22 protein-coding genes are annotated in these 17,282 nt (G+C 68.5%); 15 read left to right on the top strand and 7 right to left on the bottom strand.

Annotated features, from left to right (window positions below; all coding sequences use genetic code 11):
* The first annotated feature begins 119 nt into the window (after positions 1 to 119).
* The 12 genes from TSH20_RS11765 to TSH20_RS11820 all read left to right on the top strand — a co-directional run bounded on the left by TSH20_RS11765 (position 120) and on the right by TSH20_RS11820 (position 9,134).
* Positions 120 to 806, top strand: coding sequence for a YafY family protein (locus tag TSH20_RS11765; RefSeq protein ID WP_109074903.1), 687 nt, complete (start codon positions 120 to 122; stop codon positions 804 to 806).
* A gap of 141 nt (positions 807 to 947) precedes the next feature.
* Positions 948 to 1,394, top strand: coding sequence for a VOC family protein (locus TSH20_RS11770; RefSeq protein WP_109074904.1), 447 nt, complete (start codon positions 948 to 950; stop codon positions 1,392 to 1,394).
* Positions 1,391 to 1,879: an EVE domain-containing protein gene (locus TSH20_RS11775; RefSeq protein ID WP_109074905.1), complete on the top strand. Its 489-nt coding sequence runs from the start codon at positions 1,391 to 1,393 to the stop codon at positions 1,877 to 1,879. Before TSH20_RS11770 ends, TSH20_RS11775 begins: the two co-directional genes overlap by 4 nt.
* A 202-nt stretch (positions 1,880 to 2,081) precedes the next feature.
* Positions 2,082 to 2,828 carry a heme ABC transporter permease gene (locus tag TSH20_RS11780; protein WP_109074906.1) on the top strand — a complete coding sequence of 249 codons (747 nt, stop codon included), beginning with the start codon at positions 2,082 to 2,084 and terminating at the stop codon, positions 2,826 to 2,828.
* Between the two features lie 2 nt (positions 2,829 to 2,830).
* A complete protein-coding gene (gene ccmD / locus TSH20_RS11785) occupies positions 2,831 to 3,079 on the top strand; it encodes a heme exporter protein CcmD (RefSeq protein WP_247870510.1) in 249 nt (82 codons plus the stop codon).
* Positions 3,076 to 3,540, top strand: coding sequence for a cytochrome c maturation protein CcmE (gene ccmE / locus TSH20_RS11790; protein ID WP_109074907.1), 465 nt, complete (start codon positions 3,076 to 3,078; stop codon positions 3,538 to 3,540). Before ccmD ends, ccmE begins: the two co-directional genes overlap by 4 nt.
* A gap of 7 nt (positions 3,541 to 3,547) precedes the next feature.
* Positions 3,548 to 5,542, top strand: a complete 1,995-nt coding sequence (locus TSH20_RS11795) for a heme lyase CcmF/NrfE family subunit (protein WP_109074908.1) — start codon at positions 3,548 to 3,550, stop codon at positions 5,540 to 5,542.
* 13 nt (positions 5,543 to 5,555) lie between these two features.
* The gene (locus TSH20_RS11800; RefSeq protein WP_109074909.1) at positions 5,556 to 6,110 is read left to right on the top strand and encodes a DsbE family thiol:disulfide interchange protein; all 555 of its coding nucleotides are present in this window, start codon (positions 5,556 to 5,558) and stop codon (positions 6,108 to 6,110) included.
* Entirely contained in the window at positions 6,110 to 6,592 is a 483-nt protein-coding gene (locus TSH20_RS11805) for a cytochrome c-type biogenesis protein (protein WP_109074910.1), read from the top strand. Before TSH20_RS11800 ends, TSH20_RS11805 begins: the two co-directional genes overlap by 1 nt.
* On the top strand, positions 6,592 to 8,001 hold the full coding sequence (ccmI, locus tag TSH20_RS11810; protein ID WP_109074911.1) for a c-type cytochrome biogenesis protein CcmI: 1,410 nt from the start codon (positions 6,592 to 6,594) through the stop codon (positions 7,999 to 8,001). Before TSH20_RS11805 ends, ccmI begins: the two co-directional genes overlap by 1 nt.
* A 134-nt stretch (positions 8,002 to 8,135) precedes the next feature.
* Complete coding sequence (locus TSH20_RS11815) at positions 8,136 to 8,711, top strand: Smr/MutS family protein (RefSeq protein ID WP_109074912.1); 576 nt, start codon at positions 8,136 to 8,138, stop codon at positions 8,709 to 8,711.
* 24 nt (positions 8,712 to 8,735) lie between these two features.
* Complete coding sequence (locus TSH20_RS11820; RefSeq protein ID WP_109074913.1) at positions 8,736 to 9,134, top strand: helix-turn-helix transcriptional regulator; 399 nt, start codon at positions 8,736 to 8,738, stop codon at positions 9,132 to 9,134.
* Positions 9,135 to 9,360: 226 nt separating this feature from the next.
* Here TSH20_RS11820 and TSH20_RS11825 read toward each other — a convergent pair whose 3' ends face one another.
* From TSH20_RS11825 to hisB, 7 genes are read right to left on the bottom strand one after another with little or no spacing between them, the layout of a single operon-like run.
* On the bottom strand, positions 9,361 to 9,729 hold the full coding sequence (locus TSH20_RS11825) for a histidine triad nucleotide-binding protein (RefSeq protein WP_109074914.1): 369 nt from the start codon (positions 9,727 to 9,729) through the stop codon (positions 9,361 to 9,363).
* 41 nt (positions 9,730 to 9,770) lie between these two features.
* A complete protein-coding gene (locus TSH20_RS11830) occupies positions 9,771 to 10,124 on the bottom strand; it encodes a phosphoribosyl-ATP diphosphatase (RefSeq protein ID WP_109075004.1) in 354 nt (117 codons plus the stop codon).
* Between the two features lie 22 nt (positions 10,125 to 10,146).
* Positions 10,147 to 10,947, bottom strand: a complete 801-nt coding sequence (gene hisF, locus TSH20_RS11835) for an imidazole glycerol phosphate synthase subunit HisF (protein WP_109074915.1) — start codon at positions 10,945 to 10,947, stop codon at positions 10,147 to 10,149.
* The gene (gene hisA, locus TSH20_RS11840; protein WP_109074916.1) at positions 10,947 to 11,693 is read right to left on the bottom strand and encodes a 1-(5-phosphoribosyl)-5-[(5-phosphoribosylamino)methylideneamino]imidazole-4-carboxamide isomerase; all 747 of its coding nucleotides are present in this window, start codon (positions 11,691 to 11,693) and stop codon (positions 10,947 to 10,949) included. The genes hisF and hisA overlap by 1 nt, the downstream gene beginning before the upstream one ends.
* Before the next feature lie 41 nt (positions 11,694 to 11,734).
* On the bottom strand, positions 11,735 to 12,277 hold the full coding sequence (locus TSH20_RS11845) for a GNAT family N-acetyltransferase (protein WP_109074917.1): 543 nt from the start codon (positions 12,275 to 12,277) through the stop codon (positions 11,735 to 11,737).
* Positions 12,278 to 12,281: 4 nt separating this feature from the next.
* Positions 12,282 to 12,926, bottom strand: coding sequence for an imidazole glycerol phosphate synthase subunit HisH (gene hisH, locus TSH20_RS11850; RefSeq protein ID WP_109074918.1), 645 nt, complete (start codon positions 12,924 to 12,926; stop codon positions 12,282 to 12,284).
* A 54-nt stretch (positions 12,927 to 12,980) separates the two neighbouring features.
* Entirely contained in the window at positions 12,981 to 13,604 is a 624-nt protein-coding gene (gene hisB / locus TSH20_RS11855) for an imidazoleglycerol-phosphate dehydratase HisB (protein WP_109075005.1), read from the bottom strand.
* A 210-nt stretch (positions 13,605 to 13,814) separates the two neighbouring features.
* Between hisB and TSH20_RS11860 the strand changes: the two genes are divergently transcribed.
* From TSH20_RS11860 to hslU, 3 genes are all read left to right on the top strand, one after another.
* Positions 13,815 to 15,254: a serine protease gene (locus tag TSH20_RS11860; RefSeq protein WP_247871312.1), complete on the top strand. Its 1,440-nt coding sequence runs from the start codon at positions 13,815 to 13,817 to the stop codon at positions 15,252 to 15,254.
* Between the two features lie 103 nt (positions 15,255 to 15,357).
* Positions 15,358 to 15,921 (top strand): ATP-dependent protease subunit HslV, encoded by a 564-nt coding sequence (gene hslV / locus TSH20_RS11865; protein WP_085090547.1) that lies wholly within the window; start codon positions 15,358 to 15,360, stop codon positions 15,919 to 15,921.
* A gap of 5 nt (positions 15,922 to 15,926) precedes the next feature.
* On the top strand, positions 15,927 to 17,270 hold the full coding sequence (hslU, locus tag TSH20_RS11870) for an ATP-dependent protease ATPase subunit HslU (protein WP_109074920.1): 1,344 nt from the start codon (positions 15,927 to 15,929) through the stop codon (positions 17,268 to 17,270).
* Positions 17,271 to 17,282: the final 12 nt, after the last annotated feature.

The following is a 17,282-nucleotide window of genomic DNA, read 5'->3' on the forward strand; positions in this document are numbered from 1 at the left end:
TTCTCCAGAAACTCCGGTTTCTCCAGATATGACGCCACTGGGATGATGCGACAAGCGGCATTCTTCCCGTCCGGGCACCATGCTATGCAGGAACCTTCCATCCCCACCCTGCCCTGCCCATGTCGCGCGCCGAACGTCTCCTCGATCTGATGCAGGTACTGCGGCGGCATCGCCAGCCGGTCAGCGGCAAGTCGCTTGCCGACGAGCTGGGGGTCAGCCTGCGGACGCTCTATCGCGACATCGCCACGCTGCAGGCGCAGGGCGCGATGATCGAGGGGGAACCGGGGGTCGGCTATCTCCTGCGCGCCGGCTTCCTGCTGCCGCCGCTGATGTTCACCGAGGAGGAGCTGGAGGCGCTGGTGCTGGGCTCCCGCTGGGTGGTGGACCGCGGCGACAGCCGGCTGGGTGGAGCGGCGCGCAATGCGCTCGCCAAGATCGCCGCGGTGCTGCCGCCCGACAAACGGGAGGGGCTGGACGGCTCCACCCTGCTGGTCGGCCCGGGTGAACCGATCGCCGCAGGGGATACCGAATTGGCGACCATCCGCAGCGCCATCCGGACCGAGCGCAAGCTGGAGATCGCCTATCGCGACCGCGACGGGTCGGAAAGCCGGCGCATCGTCTGGCCGTTCGCGTTGGGCTTCTTCGACCGGGTGCGGGTAATGGTGGCATGGTGCGAGCTGCGCCAGTCCTTCCGCCATTTCCGCACCGACCGCATCCTGGCGCTGACCACCAGCGAGACCCGCTATCCCCGCCGCCGACAGGCGATGCTGAAGGAGTGGCGCGCAGCGGAGGGCATCCCGCAATGATGGGTGGATGGGGCTGACGGGATGCTGACGGAAACTGTCAGCATGTCGGCTTAGTCTTGGCTTTGCCGGTGAGGGCGACGAACGGAACGGAACGAACCGAACCGACCGCCCCACCCCAATCCTTCAAGACCGGAGCCGACCATGACCGCGACCCAGACCGCCACCAACACCGCCGCCCTCGCCCTCGATTTCGTCCTGCTCTATGTCGACAGCCCGGCCGCCAGCGCCGCCTTCTATGCCGACCTGCTGGGCCGCCCGCCGGTGGAAGCCTCCCCCACCTTCGCCATGTTCAAGGCGGGTGATGGGCTGATGCTGGGCCTGTGGTCGCGCCACACGGTGGAGCCGGCTGCGACCATGCCCGGCGGTGGCGAGATCGCCTTCACCGTCGCCGGCGAGGCCGCGGTGCGCGACCTCCACGCCGACTGGAGCGCCCGCGGCCTGACCATCCTGCAGCCGCCGACGGCGATGGATTTCGGTCATACCTTCGTTGCACAGGACCCCGACGGCCATCGCCTGCGCGTGTTCGCCCCCAACCAGGGTGAGGAAGCCAACCAGCACGAAGCCAAGGCCGAACAGGTGCGGTCGTGAGCAGCGGCAGCACGCGGACCGGTGCCTGGATCGCAGTCGCCAGCGCCGAGCATGTGCGGCGCGGCCGCGCCGGCGGCTTCATACAGGTCTGCCACGGCAAGGCGGCCCCGCTGCGGCGGATCCGGCCGGGCGACCGGGTGGTCTACTACTCCCCCACCGACAAATTCGGTGCAGCGGACGGGCTGAAATCCTTCACCGCGATCGGCACCGTCCTGCCGGGCGAGCCCTACCAGTTCGACATGGGCGGCGGCTTCGTCCCCTTCCGGCGCGACGTGTCCTGGTGGCCGGCCGAGGAGGCGCCGATCCTGCCGCTGCTGGGCCAGCTTGAGCTAACCGCCGGGGTGCGGAACTGGGGCTATCCCTTCCGCTTTGGCCTGCTGCCGGTCAGCCTCGGCGATTTCGACCGGATCGCCGAGGCGATGCGGGCGGCGGTGCGGGAGGACAGGCGGCCTGATCGCATAAAAATCACCGGCCGACAGGGATGAAAATCCCTGCCGCCGACGTCTGACTGGGAGTGAAACAGGCGCCTGCAATGGCCTGAGGCGCCTGATACCTTGGTGTAAGAGTACGAATGAATGGCGAATCTTCCTGACCGAGATCAAGGCGAAACCCCTCGCAGTCCGCCATACATGCGCTTATATCGTCGGCAAGCCTGACCAAGGTCACCTGTACCGGGGCCATCGTTCTATGCATCGTTTCGCCAATCCCGCCCGCTTCCTGCGCCTTTCGGCCGTGCTGCTGCCATGGTGCGCCGGGGCGACCGTGATCCTGACGATCCTCGGGCTGTGGCTCAGCCTGTTCAGCTCGCCGCCCGACTATCAGCAGGGCGAGACGGTGCGGATCATGTACATCCATGTGCCCGCCGCCTGGATGAGCATGTTCATCTACACCAACATGGCCATCGCCGCCGGGGTGGGTCTGGTGTGGAAGCACCCGCTGGCCGACCTGTTCGCCAAGGCCGCCGCCCCCATCGGCGCCGGCTTCACCTTCGTCTGCCTGGTGACCGGGTCGCTGTGGGGCGCGCCGATGTGGGGCACCTGGTGGGTGTGGGACGCGCGGCTGACCAGCGTGCTGATCCTGTTCTTCCTCTATCTCGGCTACATGGCCCTGGTGAACGCCTTCGACGATCCGCAACGCGGCATGAAGGCCGGCAACGTCCTGCTGCTGGTCGGAATCGTCAACGTGCCGATCATCAAATTCTCGGTCGACTGGTGGAACACGCTTCACCAGCCCGCCAGCGTCGTGCGCATGGGCGGTCCCAGCATCGACCCCAGCATGCTGACGCCGCTTCTGGTGATGGCCGGCGCCTTCACCGCCTATTTCCTGTCGGTCGTCATGCTGCGCGTGCGCACCGAGATCGCCCAGCGCAAAATCCAGACGCTGCGGCTTTCGGTCGCCGGTGACGGCGCCGTGGCGGACGGGATGCGGGGGTAAGGATGATGAGCGAATTCTTCCACATGGGCGGATACGCCGCCTACGTCTGGCCGGCCTACGGCATCGCCACCCTGGTCCTGCTGGGCCTGCTGGCCGCCACCTGGAAGGGGCTGCGCAACGCCGAGGCGACGCTGAAGGCGCTGGAAAGCGCCCGCCCGGCCCGCCGCCGCACCCGCAATGGCCCCAATAATGCTGGCCGCAAAGCGGCCGATCAGAACGCCGGAACGCCGGCGGAAGCGAGCGAAGGATGACCCGCAAGAAACGCCGCCTCTACATGCTGGGCCTCGCCCTTCTCGGGCTGGGCACGGCGACCGCCCTGGCGCTGACCGCCTTCCAGGACAACATCGTCTTCTTCTACAGCCCTAGCCAGCTGCAGGCCCAGCATGTGGGCGACCGCAATTTCCGCCTGGGCGGGCTGGTCGAGGAAGGCAGCGTGCAGAAGCTGCCGGACGGCGTCACCACCTCCTTCCGCGTCACCGACACCGCCAACACGGTGGACGTCCGCTATCGCGGCCAGTTGCCCGACCTGTTCCGCGAGGGCCAGGGCGTGGTGGCGGAGGGCAAGATGACCGGCGGCGTCTTCGTCGCGCGTGAGGTGCTGGCCAAGCATGACGAGAACTACATGCCGCCGGAGGTGTCGGAGGCATTGAAGCAGGCCGGCGTCTACAAGAAGCCGGCGGAGTCCGAGACCAAGACCGCGAAGAAGGAGTAGCGGGCCCGTGATCCCCGAACTCGGCCATTACGCGCTGGTGCTGGCGCTGTTCGTCGCGCTGGTGCAGTCGGTCCCGCCGCTGGTCGGCGCCGCCACCCGCAACACCGCCTGGATGAACGTCGCGGTGCCCGCGGCGATCGCCCAGATGATGCTGGTGCTGATCGCCTACGGCGCCCTGACCTGGGCGCATGTGGTGTCCGATTTCAGCGTGCTGAACGTGGTGCAGAACAGCCACTCGGCCAAGCCGATGCTCTACAAGGTGTCGGGCGTCTGGGGCAACCACGAGGGCTCGATGATGCTGTGGATCGTCATGCTGACGATCTTCGGCGCCGCCGTGGCCGTGTTCGGGCGCAACCTGCCGCCGACGCTGAAGGCGCGGGTTCTGGCGGTCCAGGGTCTGATCGGGGTCGGTTTCCTGCTGTTCATCCTGATCACTTCCAACCCCTTCATCCGCGTGGTCCCGGCGCCGCTGGACGGCAACGACCTGAACCCGCTGCTGCAGGACCCCGGCCTCGCCTTCCACCCGCCCTTCCTCTATGCCGGCTATGTCGGATTCTCCATGGCCTTCTCGTTCGCGGTCGCCGCGTTGATCGAGGGGCGGGTCGATCCCGCCTGGGCGCGCTGGGTGCGGCCCTGGACGCTGGCGGCATGGTCGACCCTGACCATGGGCATCGCCATGGGCTCCTGGTGGGCCTATTACGAGCTGGGCTGGGGCGGCTGGTGGTATTGGGACCCGGTGGAGAACGCCTCCTTCATGCCCTGGCTGGCCGGCACCGCGCTCTTGCACTCCGCCATCGTGGTGGAGAAGCGTGACGCGCTCAAGAGCTGGACCATCCTGCTGTCCATCGTCACCTTCTCGCTGTCGCTGATGGGCACCTTCCTGGTGCGCTCCGGCATCCTGACCTCGGTCCATGCCTTCGCCGTCGATCCCAAGCGCGGCATCTTCATCCTGGTGCTGCTGGCGGTCGCCACCGGCGGCTCGCTTCTGCTCTACAGCCTGCGGGCGCCGTCGCTGAAGGCGGGCGGGCTGTTCGCACCGATCAGCCGCGAAGGCGCGCTGGTGCTGAACAACCTGCTGCTGTCCACCGCGACGGCGACGGTGTTCATCGGCACGCTCTATCCGCTGTTCCTCGACATCATGAAGCTGGGCAAGGTGTCGGTCGGCGCCCCCTTCTTCAACGCCACCTTCGTTCCGGTCGCCATTCCGGTGGTGATCGCCATGGTGGTCGGTCCCTACCTGTCGTGGAAGCGGGCGGATCTGGGGGCGGCGCTGACCCGGCTGTGGGTGGGTGGCGTCGCCGTGGTGATCGCCGTCGCCATCACCGCCTATGTCAAGGCGGGCGGCGGACCGCTGATGGCGCTGGTCGGCATCGCGCTCGCCGCCTGGGCCTTCGTCGGTTCGCTGGTCGAGTTCGCCGACCGCATCGCCCTGTTCCGCACCTCGTTCCGCAACAGCTGGAACCGTGCGGTGCATCTGCCGCGCAGCGCCTGGGGCATGACCATCGCCCATGCCAGCATCGGCCTGTCGATCCTGGGCATGACCGGCACCTCCGCCTGGCAGACGGAATCCATTACGTCGATGAAGCCGGGCGACCAGACCAACGTCGCCGGCTACGAGTTCCACTTCGACAGCGTCGGGCTGGTGAACGGCCCGAACTTCAAGGCGGAGCGCGGCATCTTCACGGTGACGAAGGACGGCCGGCCCATCGCCACGCTGGAGCCGGAGCGCCGCAGCTACAGCACCACCCGCATGACCACCACGGAATCGGCCATCCACACCACGGTCTTCTCCGACCTGTATGTGGCGCTGGGCGACCCGACGCAGAACGGCACCGCCTGGATCGTCCGCATCTATCACCACCCGCTGGTGCCGTGGATCTGGATCGGCGGCGTCGGGATGATGCTGGGCGGGCTGGTGAGCCTGACCGACCGTCGCTTCCGCATCGGCGCGCCCGAACGCCGCCGGGTGGCCGGAAAATCGGCCCCGCTTCCGGCCGAATGAGGACCAAGACACGATGCGCCGCCTTCTGTACCTGCTGCCCTTCCTGCTGTTCATCGGGGTGGGCGTGGCCTTCTACCTGGGGTTCGAGCGTGACCCGCGCGACATCCCGTCGGCCCTGATCGACAAGCCGGCCCCGACCTTCGACCTGCCGGCGATCCCGGGCCACATGGTCCAAGGTCAGCCCGCCACCGCCGGCCTGTCCTCGGCCAAGCTGAGCGGCGACGTGACGCTGGTGAACGTCTTCGCCTCCTGGTGCATCCCCTGCAAGGCGGAGCATCCCGTCATCACCCGCCTGTCGCGGGAGCAGGGGGTGACGGTCTACGGCATCAACTACAAGGACAAGCCGGAGGACGCGCTGACCTGGCTGTCGCGCAACGGCAACCCCTATGCCGCCATCGGCGCCGACCAGGACGGCCGGGTGTCGATCGACTGGGGCGTCTACGGCGTGCCGGAAAGCTACCTGATCGACCGCAAGGGCCGCATCCGCTACAAGCATGTCGGCCCGCTGACCCCGCAGGTGGTGGAGGAGCAGATCCTCCCCATGGTCAAGCATCTGAGGCAGGGCTGATGAAGCGCATCCTTCTCGCCGCCCTGCTGGCGCTGTCGGCCTTGTCCCCCGCCATCACGCCCGCCCTGGCCGTCCAGCCGGACGAGGTGCTGCAGGACCCGGCGCTGGAATCTCGCGCCCGCGCCATCAGCCAGGAGCTGCGCTGCCTCGTCTGCCAGAACCAGTCAATCGACGACAGCAACGCGCCGCTGGCCCGCGACCTGCGCGTCCTGGTGCGCGACCGGCTGAAGGCCGGCGACAGCGACGACAAGGTGATGGAGTTCGTCACCGACCGCTATGGCGACTATGTGCTGCTGCGTCCGCCCTTCAAGGCGACCACGCTGGTGCTGTGGATCGGCCCCTTCGCCGTGCTGCTGCTGGGTGCGGCCGGCACCTTCCTGTTCCTGCGCGGGCGGCGCGGTGTCGCCGCCGGCGCCGATACCGCTCCCCTGAGCGCGGATGAGCGGCGGCGGCTGGACGCCCTGCTGCGGAAAGACGACTGATGCTGTTCTGGATTTTCGCCGCCGTCCTGACTGCGGCCGTTCTGCTGCTGCTGGTGCCGCCGCTGCTGCGGTCTGCCGGATCCGGCCCCGACCGCGAGGAGTTCGACCGCGAGGTCTATCGCGACCAGCTGGACGAGCTGGAACGCGACCGGGCGCGCGGCCTGATCAACGACGCCCAGGCCGAAGCGGCCAAGGCGGAGATCGCCCGGCGCATGCTGGCGACCGCCGAGAAGGGCGGCAATGCCGGTGCGCCGAAGACGGCGCGCAGCGGTCGCCTGCTGGCGGTGCTGCTGGCGCTGGTGCTGCCGGTCGGCGCGCTTGCGGTCTACGGCTCGGTCGGCCGCCCCGACCTGCCGGCCCAGCCGCTGGCCTCGCGCAATCTGGAGCAGGAGCGCGGCGGTCCGCCCAAGAGCGTGCTTGCCGCGATGGACAAGCTGAAGGCCCAGTTGGCCGAGAACCCCAATGATCTGCAGGGCTGGCTGATCCTGGGCCAGGCCTATGCCAAGATGGGCCGCAATGCCGACGCGGCCGACGCGCTGCGCCACGCCGTCGCCCTTAACAAGGACGATGTCGAGATCCAGGGCCTGTTCGGCGAGACGCTGGTCTCCGCCAACGACGGCATGGTCCCGGAAGAGGCGGTGGCCGCCTTCGACGCCGTGCTGGCCAAGGAGCCGAAGGACCCGCGCGCCCGCTTCTTCGCCGCCCTTGCCCGCTTCCAGGCCGGCGACCAGCAAGGGGCGCTGGACCGCTGGAGCGCGCTGATGGCGGAATCTCCCGCCGACGCGCCGTGGGTGCCGGTGGTCCGCGACCAGATCCGCGAGGCCGCGGTGGCGCTGAACCTCGACCCCGCCAAGGTGACGCCGCAGCCGCTTCCGCCGGAGCAGAAAGAGCAGGCGGCGCAAGGTCAGCCGGGTGGCCCGCAGGCCGCTCCCAACGCTCCGCCCAACATGGCCGGCCAGGACGAGATGATCCGCGGCATGGTCGCCAACCTCGCCGCCCGGCTGGACGCCGATCCGTCCGACGTCGATGGCTGGCTGAAGCTCGCCCGCTCCTATGGCGTGCTGGGCGAGCCTGCCAAGGCGCTGGACGCCGCCCGCAAGGCGCGCGAGCGGGCGCCGGAGCGGGCCGACGTGCAGGTCGCCTACGCCAACGCCGTGCTGCAGACCCAGCCGCGCAACGAGACGCCGAAGCCGCTGCCGGAAGAGGCGACCTCCGCCCTGCGTCTGGCGCTGAAGGCGGAGCCGGACAACAAGGACGCGCTGTGGCTGCTCGGCCTCGACGCCATGATGTCGGGCCGCAAGGACGAGGCTGAGGCCCATTGGAGCAAGCTGATCACCCAGTTCAAGCCGAGCGACCCCGAATACACCCTGTTGAAGGGGCGTTTGGACGCGTTGAAGGCCGGCGGCTGACCGTCGCCGCCGCCACCATCCTTTCTTGGGACGTCTTTTCTTTCGCGTTGCGGCAACACACATTGACAGGGGCGGGCCGACGGGCTTTATCCGTCGGCACCGCCCTTTTCGTTTCCGCAGAAGGTTCCGCGCCGATGACCCGCAGACGACTGCCCACGCCCGACGAGCGGCGCCTGTGGCGGCTCGCCATGCGCGACGCCGAACCGATGCCCGGCCGCATGGTCGAGGCTGATCCGGAACCAGTGGCGACCATGGCGGAACTGGTGGAGGAGCCGGTGGCGACCAGCCTCGCCCCGCCGCCGACCGCACGCCGCCACCCTTCCCCGCCCGGCCCGGCCCGGCCCGGCCATCCGCCGCTGACGCCGGGTTCGACCGCCAACATCGACCGCCGCACCGGCGACCGCTTCCGCCGCGGCGAACTGGAGATCGATGGCCGCATCGACCTGCACGGCATGACCCAGGCCCAGGCGCACAATGCGCTTGCCGCCTTCGTCCACCGCGCCTGGAACGAGGGGCGGCGCTGTGTTCTGGTCATCACCGGCAAGGGCAGTTTCGGCGGTCTGGGCGTGCTGCGTCAGGCGACCCCCCGCTGGCTGGCGGATCCGGCCCTGCGCCCGATGGTGCTGGCGATCCAGCCGGCCCGGCCGAAGGATGGCGGCGACGGCGCGCTGTATGTCTTGATCAAACGGCGGCGCGACCGTAAGGACTGAGTCCCACACAGTCAGGGACTCCACATGACCCCGTTCGGCGAACGGGTCCGGTCGCTGCGCGACGCCAAAGGCGTGACGCTGAAGCAGATGGCGACCGACCTGTCCATCTCGTCCGCCTATCTGTCGGCCCTGGAACATGGCAAGCGCGGCCAGCCATCGCCGCAGCTGGTCCGGCAGATCTGCGCCTATTTCGGCATCATCTGGGACGAGGCGGAGGAGCTGGAACGGCTGGCGGATCTGTCGCATCCCCGCGTGACCGTCGACACCGCGGGGCTGAGCGCGAGAGCGACCGAGCTTGCCAACCGGCTGTCGGAACGCATCGGCGATCTGGACGAGGAGCGGATCGAGGCGATCCTGGCGATTTTGGATGCGGTCCCGCCGAAGAAGGGGACGCGGCGTCGGGTGGGGGTGCGGCGGAGGTGATGGAGTTGCGGGGGCGTCGACTTCGAATGCCCCCACCTAACCTCCCCCGCTGGGCGGGGGAGGGACTGCCGCCACTCTCCCGAACAAGCACTTATCCCCTCCCCTGCGAAGCTCTCGCACAAAGCTCCGCTTTGTGCTGACGCGGCAGGCGGACCGAAGGTCCGCTGAGAGCGGGGGAGGGTCAGGGTGGGGGTCTAACTCCGCAATCGCGAACCCTATCTGCCCCTCAAGCCTTCCCGATCATCCGTCCCAGGTCGCGGCCGGCGAACAGGTGGATGTGCAGGTGGGGCACTTCCTGATGCGCGGCCTCGCCGCAATTGGACAGGATGCGGTAGCCGGGGCCGTCGGCGCCGACCATGCGGGCGACCTCGCCCACCGCGCGGAACAGGCCGGCAATCTCGGCGTCGGACGCCTTGGCGGTGAAGTCGTCCATGTCGACATAGGCGCCTTTCGGGATCACCAGCACATGGGTCGGCGCCTGCGGGTCGATGTCGTGGAAGGCGAGCGCGTGTTCGGTCTCATGCACCTTCTTGCACGGGATTTCGCCGCGCAAGATGCGGGCGAACACGTTGTTGGCGTCATAGCTCTTGGCCATCGCATGCGTCCTCTTGTTGGGGAGTCCCGCCCAAGCCCCATTCAAGCTTTACGGGACTTCTTCTCGTCGATGCCGCTGGTGCCCTCGCGCTGGGCGAGCTTGCTCCAGACCTCCGCCGGATCCAGTCCGAGGTCGGCCCACAGCACCAGCAGGTGATAGAGCAGGTCGGCGGATTCCGCGGCCAGCGCCGCCTTGTCGCCGCGCACGGCCTCAAGGATCGCCTCCACCGCCTCCTCGCCCACCTTCTGGGCGATCTTGGCCGTGCCGCGGCTGTAGAGCTTCGCGGTGTAGGAGGTCTCCGGATCAGCCCCCTTGCGGGCCAGTACGGTGGTGAACAGCCGGTCGAGCACCTCGGCCGACGGCAGGGCCGGCGCCTTTTCGGCAGCCTTCTCCATGGCTTTCTCGATGGCCTTCTTCTCACCCATTGGCTCTCTCCGCGGCGGCCGTCTCCACCGCCTTGGCCGGGCGCACCGGGATGCCGGCGGCACTCAGCGCCGCCTTGGCCTGACCGATGGTGTAGGTGCCGAAATGGAAGATCGAGGCGGCGAGCACGGCGGTGGCGTGGCCCTCGCGGATGCCCTCCACCAGATGGTCGAGCGTACCGACGCCGCCCGACGCGATCACCGGAATGCGGATCGAGTCCGCCACCGTGCGCGTCAGCTCCAGGTCGAAACCGCTCTTGGTGCCGTCGCGGTCCATCGAGGTCAGCAGGATTTCCCCTGCCCCCAGCGATTCCATCCGCTTGGCCCATTCCACCGCGTCGATGCCGGTGGCGTTGCGCCCGCCATGGGTGAAAACCTCCCACTTGCCGGGAGCGACCTTCTTGGCGTCGATGGCGACGACGATGCACTGGGCGCCGAACTTCTCGGCCCCCTCGCGCACGAACTCCGGACGATGGATCGCCGCCGTGTTGATCGACACCTTGTCGGCGCCGGCCAGCAGCAGCTTGCGGATGTCGTCCACCGTGCGCACGCCGCCGCCGACGGTCAGCGGCATGAAGACCTGTTCCGCCGTCCGCCGCACCACGTCGAAGATGGTGTCGCGGTTCTCGTGGCTGGCGGTGATGTCGAGGAAGGTCAGCTCGTCGGCCCCCTCGCGATCATAGACGCGGGCCTGTTCCACCGGATCGCCGGCATCGACCAGATCGACGAAGTTGACCCCCTTGACCACCCGGCCGTCCTTGACGTCCAGGCAGGGGATGACGCGCATCTTCAGCATCAGTCGGCGTCCTCGACGGCGGGAGCGGAGAGCAGGGCCAGCGCCTCTTTCGGGTCGATCCGGCCGTCATACAGCGCACGGCCGCAGATCACGCCCTCGATCCCGGTATCCTCCTCCAACTTCAGCGCCTTCAGGTCCTCGATGGAGGAGACGCCGCCCGACGCGATCACCGGGGTGGTCAGGTGGAAGGCGAGGTCGGAGGTGGACTCGACATTGACGCCACCCATGGCGCCGTCGCGGTTGATGTCGGTGTAGATGATGGCGGCGACGCCGCAATCCTCGAACTTCAGCGCCAGATCGAGCGCCTTGATGTCGGAGGTCTCGGCCCAGCCGGCCACGGCGACATAGCCTTCGCGCGCGTCGATGCCGACGGCGACCTTGCCGGGGAACTCGCGGCAGGCGGCCTTGACCAGCTCCGGATCGCGCAGCGCCACCGTGCCCAGGATGACGCGGCTGATCCCCTTCTCCAGCCACATGCCGATGGTGTTCAGATCGCGGATGCCGCCGCCGAGCTGGACCGGGATGGTCACCGACTTCAGGATGCTTTCCACCGCGGCGCCGTTCACCGGCTTGCCTTCGAAGGCGCCGTTGAGGTCGACCAGATGCAGCCATTCGAAGCCCTGGCTCTGGAACAGGCGGGCCTGTTCGCCGGGATCGGTGTTGAAGACCGTGGCCTGGCTCATCTCGCCGCGCAGCAGGCGGACGCAGGCACCGTCCTTGAGGTCGATGGCGGGATAGATGATCATCGCGGGCGTCTTCCTATGGCGTGGCTGGCGGTTGTCGGGCGTTATTCGGCGGGCGGCTGGGAATCGGGCTGAAGGTCTTTGCAGTAGAAATGTCCGGCAAGCGGCTTGCCCTGCACCAGCGCATAGAAGGGATGGGTGCCCCAGCGCTTGAAGCCGAGCGATTCGTAGAGCGCGATGGCCGCCTCCTGCGTCACCCGGACGTCCAGGTTCAGCACCTGGAAGCCAACGGCGCGCGCCTCCTCCACCACCGCCAGCGTCAGGCGGCGGGCAAGGCCGTGGCCGCGCGCCCAGGGGGCGACAAAGCTGGTGGTCAGCTGGGCGGCGTGGGCCTGCGCCTCGTTGTTGCGCGGCGGCTTGACCAGCTGGGCGGATCCGGCCACCACCCCGTCGAGGCGGGCGACGAACAGCACCCGTTCCGGCACCACCAGCACGCCTTTCCAGAAGCGCTCCATCACGTCGCGCGGCGGCGGCTCGACCCAGCCGAAACCGCCGCCGGCGCGGATGGCATCGTCGGCCGCGTCGCACAGGTCATGCAGGTCGGCGGTCTTCAGCGCATCGACCTTGTCGATGGCGATCTCTGCCATCGCCTCAGACCTTCCAGCGCAGGAAATTGGCGATCAGCGCCAGACCGGTGGCCTGGCTCTTTTCCGGGTGGAACTGGGTGCCGACCAGATTGTCGCGCCCGACCACCGCGGCGAAGGGTCCGCCGTAATCGGCGGACGCGATCAGCGTGTCAGGGTCGGCCGGCTTGAACTGGTAGGAATGGACGAAATAGGCATGCGCGCCCTCCGGCAGCCCGGCCAGAACCGGGTGCGGGCGGCGGATGTTCAGCTCGTTCCAGCCCATATGCGGGATTTTCAAGGTGGGATCGGCCGGTTCCAGCTTCACCACCTCGCCACGGATCCAGCCCAGCCCCTCGGTCACGCCATATTCGCGGCCGCGTTCGGCCATCAGCTGCATGCCGACGCAGATGCCCAGGAAGGGCCGGCCGCGGCGGTGCACCACCTCCTCCAGCGCGTCGAGCATGCCGGGGACCTCCGACAGGCCGCGCTTGCAGTCGGCGAAGGCACCGACGCCGGGCAGCACCACGCGGTCGGCATGGCGGACCGCATCGGCATCGGAGGTGACGAGGACATTGTAGGAGGATTCGGCTTCGCCGGCCGCGCGCTCGATCGCCTTGGCGGCGGAGCGCAGGTTGCCGGAGCCGTAATCGATCAGCGCGACCGTTTCCATGGACGTGACAAACCTTCCGATAGGACGGCGGAGGGAGACTTCAGGTCCCCGCCGTCAGAGCGATCCGCCGAGCGTGCCCTTGGTGGAGGGCACCGCATCGCGCTTGCGCGGGTCGATCTCCACCCCGGCGCGCAGCGCGCGGGCAAGCGCCTTGTAGCAGCTTTCCACGATGTGGTGGTTGTTCTCGCCATACAGGTTCTCGACGTGCAGCGTCACGCCGGCGGCCATGGCGAAGGCCTGGAACCATTCACGGAACAGCTCGGTGTCGAAATCGCCGATCTTGTCGCGGGTGAAGTTCACCTTCCAGATCAGGTAGGGCCGGTTGGAGAAGTCCAGCGCCACCCGCGTCAGCGTCTCGTCCATCGGGACATAGGAATGGCCGTAGCGCTGGATGCCCTTGCGGTCGCCCAGCGCCTTCGCCACCGCCATGCCGATGGCGATGCCGGTGTCCTCGGTGGTGTGGTGATAGTCGATGTGCAGGTCGCCGTCGGCCAGGACCGTCAGGTCCATCAGGCTGTGGCGCGACAGCTGCTCCAGCATATGGTCGAGGAAGCCGACCCCCGTCTTGACGTCGTAGACGCCGGTGCCGTCAAGGTTCAGCGCGACCCGGATCCGGGTCTCCGTGGTGTTCCGCTCGATCGAGGCGCGGCGGCCGCCATTCGTGGGGGTCTGGTCCATGGCGGTTTTGTAGCAGGAAGCATCCGCACGCGCCAGCATCCGGCACGAATGATGCGCGCTCTGTCCATTCCGACGATTGTCCTACATGGGTGTGCGGGGTACAGTCTTTCACACCTCATGCGTGCATATCCGCTTATGACGACCCACCCGCGCCCATTCGCCGCAGTTTTGATTCTCCTTCTCGGCCTTTTGCCGGCCGGCTGCGGCGGCATGTCCCCGCCTCCGCCGGTCGGAAAGGCGGCGGCGCCGGTCGCTGCCGGCACCACCGCGCCCTTCCGCTTCGGCGAGCTGACCATCGGCTCGATGCGGCGCGGGATGCAGATCGGCCGCTATGTCTGGGGCATCGACTGCGCCCCGCCCTATGACGACGTCTATTGGACCAGCGGCGTCAACATGCGGCGCGGCTCCACCTTCGACGAGCGGTTTGCCGAGGTGATGACCGCCGCCGGCTTCGACGTGGTCGGCCGGCCCGGCGGTCCCGACAACCCCGACGGCAACCGCAGCCGCGCCCGCTTCACCGTGCAGGGCGACCTGCGCGACGTGCAGCTGGAGCTGTGCCACCGCACCAACTGGCTGACCGGCAGCAGCAAGGGCAGTTCCGGCACCGGCAGCGTCAAGGTGGAATGGACGGTCTACGACGCGCGCGGCGACGGGCTGGTCCATCGCCTCGTCACCACCGGAGCCACGGCACAGGAACGCGGGGTGCCCCAGGGCGAGACCCTGCTGGTCGAGGAGGCCTTCGCCGCGGCAGTGGAGGCGCTCGCCGCCGACGCCGGTTTCCGCGCCCTGCTGTCCGGCGGCGCCCTGCCCTCCCCGGCCGGACGGCCGTCGACGGCGTTTCCCGTGGCGGCACCGCCCGGATCCGGCCCCATTCCGCTGACACCAAATGCCTCGCCAGCCGCGGCACCCTCCGCTCCGGTCGCAACCCCTGCACAGGCTGCCCCCAGCCGCCTGCTTCTGCGCGGCGGGGCCGGATCCGGCCGGATCGCGTCGGCGAGGATACCAGTCGGCCGGTCGCACGGGCTGGTGATCGGAGAAACCGATGTCGCCGACGAGGTGCAGGCTGTGCTGCTGGCTCCCCTCCCCGGAACCGACCTCACCGTCACGGTGCGGCCGGCCCGTGGCGTGGAGCTGACCGGCTGGGTGATCGGGCGCGACGCGGCCAGCGGCTTTGCCCTGGTCCGGGTGCCGGCGCGGCTGCCCGCCCTGTCCCTACGTACCGCGGCCCTGCGCGTCAGCGACCCGGTGCGGGCGGTCATCGGCGGACGCAGCAAGGAAATAGCCGGGATCGTCGGGGGCCTGCCGGCCGACGAGGCTCGTGGCGGCACACTGATCCAGGCGGATGTGGGCTCGGCCGACCTGTTCACCGCGGTGACGGAAGCCGGCGACCCGCTGCTCGACGGAAGCGGCGCACTGGCCGGCGTGGCACCGGCCGCCGGCCGCTCCTCCGTCACGCCGGCGGGGCTTGTGGAGTTCCTGGCGCTCGGCCCGCTGCTCGACCGGCTGGGGGTGGATGCGGTCGCCGCCGTTCAGCCTCCGGCTCCATCCAAGCCGGGCAAACCACGCCGCAACAGCCCGCCCGATCCGCTGTGGGAGGATGAGGCGCCAGACGGCGAACTGCTTGACGGCGACATCGCCCCTCCCACATAGACCGGATGTCCTGCCTCCACGATTCAAAGGGGTCCGCGCGCCGCATCGGCGCAGCACTCCCGGGGGTGGCAGGCCGTTCCCCATTTTCCAGCGTGGTTTCCGCATGACCTATCCAGCGTCCAATCCACATGATCCCATCCAATGGCACGGCACCACCATCCTGTCGGTGCGCAAGAACGGTCAGGTGGTGATCGCCGGCGATGGGCAGGTCTCGGTCGGCCAGACGGTGATGAAGGCCAACGCGCGCAAGGTCCGCTGGCTGGCCGGCGGCACGGTGATGGCGGGCTTCGCCGGCGCCACCGCCGACGCGCTGACCCTGTTCGAGCGGCTGGAGGGCAAGCTGGAGCAGTATCCCGGACAGCTGACCCGCGCCTGCGTCGAAATGGCCAAGGATTGGCGCACCGACCGCTACCTGCGCCGGCTGGAAGCGATGATGGCCGTCGCCGACAAGTCCGTCAGCTTGGTGCTGACCGGCAACGGCGACGTCCTGGAGCCGGAGGACGGGCTGATCGGCATCGGCTCCGGCGGGTCCTACGCCCTGTCGGCGGCGCGTGCGCTGATCGACATCGACGGGATGGATGCGGAAGCCGTGGCGCGCAAGGCGATGAGGATCGCCGCCGGCATCTGCGTCTACACCAACGAAAACGTCACCCTGGAAAAGCTGTGAGCGCCATGACGATTCAGACCGCTTCCGTGTCCGCCGACAGCGCCGCCTTCAGCCCGCGCGAGATCGTCTCCGAACTCGACCGCTATATCGTCGGCCAGAACGACGCCAAGCGCGCGGTCGCCATCGCGCTGCGCAACCGCTGGCGCCGGCAGCAGCTGCCCGAGGGCTTGCGGGAAGAGGTGTTGCCGAAGAACATCCTGATGATCGGCCCGACCGGTGTCGGCAAGACCGAGATCGCCCGCCGCCTTGCCCGGCTGGCCCAGGCCCCCTTCCTGAAGGTGGAGGCCACCAAGTTCACCGAGGTCGGCTATGTCGGCCGCGACGTCGAGCAGATCGTCCGCGATCTGGTGGAGGCCGCCATCGGCCTGACCCGCGAGCGCCTGCGCAAGGAGGTTGCCGCCAAGGCCGAACTGCGCGCCGAGGAGCGCGTGCTCGACGCGCTGTGCGGCGACAGCGCCAGTGCGGAGACGCGTGCCAAGTTCCGCAAGATGCTGCGCGAAGGCACGCTGAACGACAAGGAGATCGAGGTCCAGGTCGCTGACACCGGGGCCGGCAACATGCCGACCTTCGACATCCCCGGCATGCCGGGCGCCCAGATGGGGATGCTGAACCTGAACGACATGTTCGGCAAGATGATGGGCGGCCGCACCAAGACCCGCCGCATGTCGGTGGCCGAAAGCCACGGCGTGCTGATGGCCGAGGAGTCCGACAAGCTGCTGGACCAGGAAAAGGTGGTGGCGGAGGCGATCCGCGCGGTCGAGCAGAACGGCATCGTCTTCCTGGACGAGATCGACAAGATCTCCGCCCGCTCCGACGCCCGCGGCGCCGATGTCAGCCGCGAGGGCGTTCAGCGCGACCTGCTGCCGCTGATCGAAGGCACGACGGTGTCGACCAAGCACGGCCCGGTGAAGACCGACCACATCCTGTTCATCGCGTCGGGCGCTTTCCACATCGCCAAGCCGTCCGACCTGCTGCCCGAACTTCAGGGCCGCCTGCCGATCCGGGTCGAGTTGAAGGCGCTGAGCCAGGACGACTTCAAGCGCATCCTCACCGAACCGGAAGCCAGCCTGATCCGTCAGTACAAGGCGCTGATGAAGACGGAGGAGGTCGATCTGGTCTTCACCGACGACAGCATCGACGAGCTGGCCCGTCTGGCGGCGGAGATCAACAGCTCGGTCGAGAACATCGGCGCCCGCCGCCTGCACACAGTGCTGGAGCGGCTGCTGGAGGAGATCAGCTTCGCCGCCAGCGACCGCGCCGGCGAGACGATCACCATCGACGCCGCCCTGGTTCGCGAGCGGGTCGGTGGTCTGGCGAAGAACGCCGATCTGTCGAAGTTCATTCTGTGAGAAGGCAGGGGG

The sequence above is a fragment of the Azospirillum sp. TSH20 genome (assembly GCF_003115935.1).
Classification (GTDB): domain Bacteria; phylum Pseudomonadota; class Alphaproteobacteria; order Azospirillales; family Azospirillaceae; genus Azospirillum.

What these genes read in the sequence shown, in the direction of transcription:
- hisB (WP_109075005.1), bottom strand. Translation starts at nt 13,604, where the DNA reads ATGGACCAGACCCCCACGAATGGCGGCCGCCGCGCCTCGATCGAGCGG.
- TSH20_RS11830 (WP_109075004.1), bottom strand. Translation starts at nt 10,124, where the DNA reads ATGGAGAAGGCTGCCGAAAAGGCGCCGGCCCTGCCGTCGGCCGAGGTG.
- TSH20_RS11805 (WP_109074910.1), top strand. Translation starts at nt 6,110, where the DNA reads ATGAAGCGCATCCTTCTCGCCGCCCTGCTGGCGCTGTCGGCCTTGTCC.
- TSH20_RS11780 (WP_109074906.1), top strand. Translation starts at nt 2,082, where the DNA reads ATGCATCGTTTCGCCAATCCCGCCCGCTTCCTGCGCCTTTCGGCCGTG.
- hslV (WP_085090547.1), top strand. Translation starts at nt 15,358, where the DNA reads ATGACCTATCCAGCGTCCAATCCACATGATCCCATCCAATGGCACGGC.
- ccmD (WP_247870510.1), top strand. Translation starts at nt 2,831, where the DNA reads ATGATGAGCGAATTCTTCCACATGGGCGGATACGCCGCCTACGTCTGG.
- TSH20_RS11765 (WP_109074903.1), top strand. Translation starts at nt 120, where the DNA reads ATGTCGCGCGCCGAACGTCTCCTCGATCTGATGCAGGTACTGCGGCGG.
- hslU (WP_109074920.1), top strand. Translation starts at nt 15,927, where the DNA reads ATGACGATTCAGACCGCTTCCGTGTCCGCCGACAGCGCCGCCTTCAGC.
- hisH (WP_109074918.1), bottom strand. Translation starts at nt 12,926, where the DNA reads ATGGAAACGGTCGCGCTGATCGATTACGGCTCCGGCAACCTGCGCTCC.
- ccmI (WP_109074911.1), top strand. Translation starts at nt 6,592, where the DNA reads ATGCTGTTCTGGATTTTCGCCGCCGTCCTGACTGCGGCCGTTCTGCTG.
- TSH20_RS11825 (WP_109074914.1), bottom strand. Translation starts at nt 9,729, where the DNA reads ATGGCCAAGAGCTATGACGCCAACAACGTGTTCGCCCGCATCTTGCGC.
- TSH20_RS11770 (WP_109074904.1), top strand. Translation starts at nt 948, where the DNA reads ATGACCGCGACCCAGACCGCCACCAACACCGCCGCCCTCGCCCTCGAT.
- TSH20_RS11845 (WP_109074917.1), bottom strand. Translation starts at nt 12,277, where the DNA reads ATGGCAGAGATCGCCATCGACAAGGTCGATGCGCTGAAGACCGCCGAC.
- TSH20_RS11820 (WP_109074913.1), top strand. Translation starts at nt 8,736, where the DNA reads ATGACCCCGTTCGGCGAACGGGTCCGGTCGCTGCGCGACGCCAAAGGC.
- TSH20_RS11860 (WP_247871312.1), top strand. Translation starts at nt 13,815, where the DNA reads ATGTCCCCGCCTCCGCCGGTCGGAAAGGCGGCGGCGCCGGTCGCTGCC.
- hisA (WP_109074916.1), bottom strand. Translation starts at nt 11,693, where the DNA reads ATGATCATCTATCCCGCCATCGACCTCAAGGACGGTGCCTGCGTCCGC.
- ccmE (WP_109074907.1), top strand. Translation starts at nt 3,076, where the DNA reads ATGACCCGCAAGAAACGCCGCCTCTACATGCTGGGCCTCGCCCTTCTC.
- TSH20_RS11800 (WP_109074909.1), top strand. Translation starts at nt 5,556, where the DNA reads ATGCGCCGCCTTCTGTACCTGCTGCCCTTCCTGCTGTTCATCGGGGTG.
- TSH20_RS11815 (WP_109074912.1), top strand. Translation starts at nt 8,136, where the DNA reads ATGACCCGCAGACGACTGCCCACGCCCGACGAGCGGCGCCTGTGGCGG.
- hisF (WP_109074915.1), bottom strand. Translation starts at nt 10,947, where the DNA reads ATGCTGAAGATGCGCGTCATCCCCTGCCTGGACGTCAAGGACGGCCGG.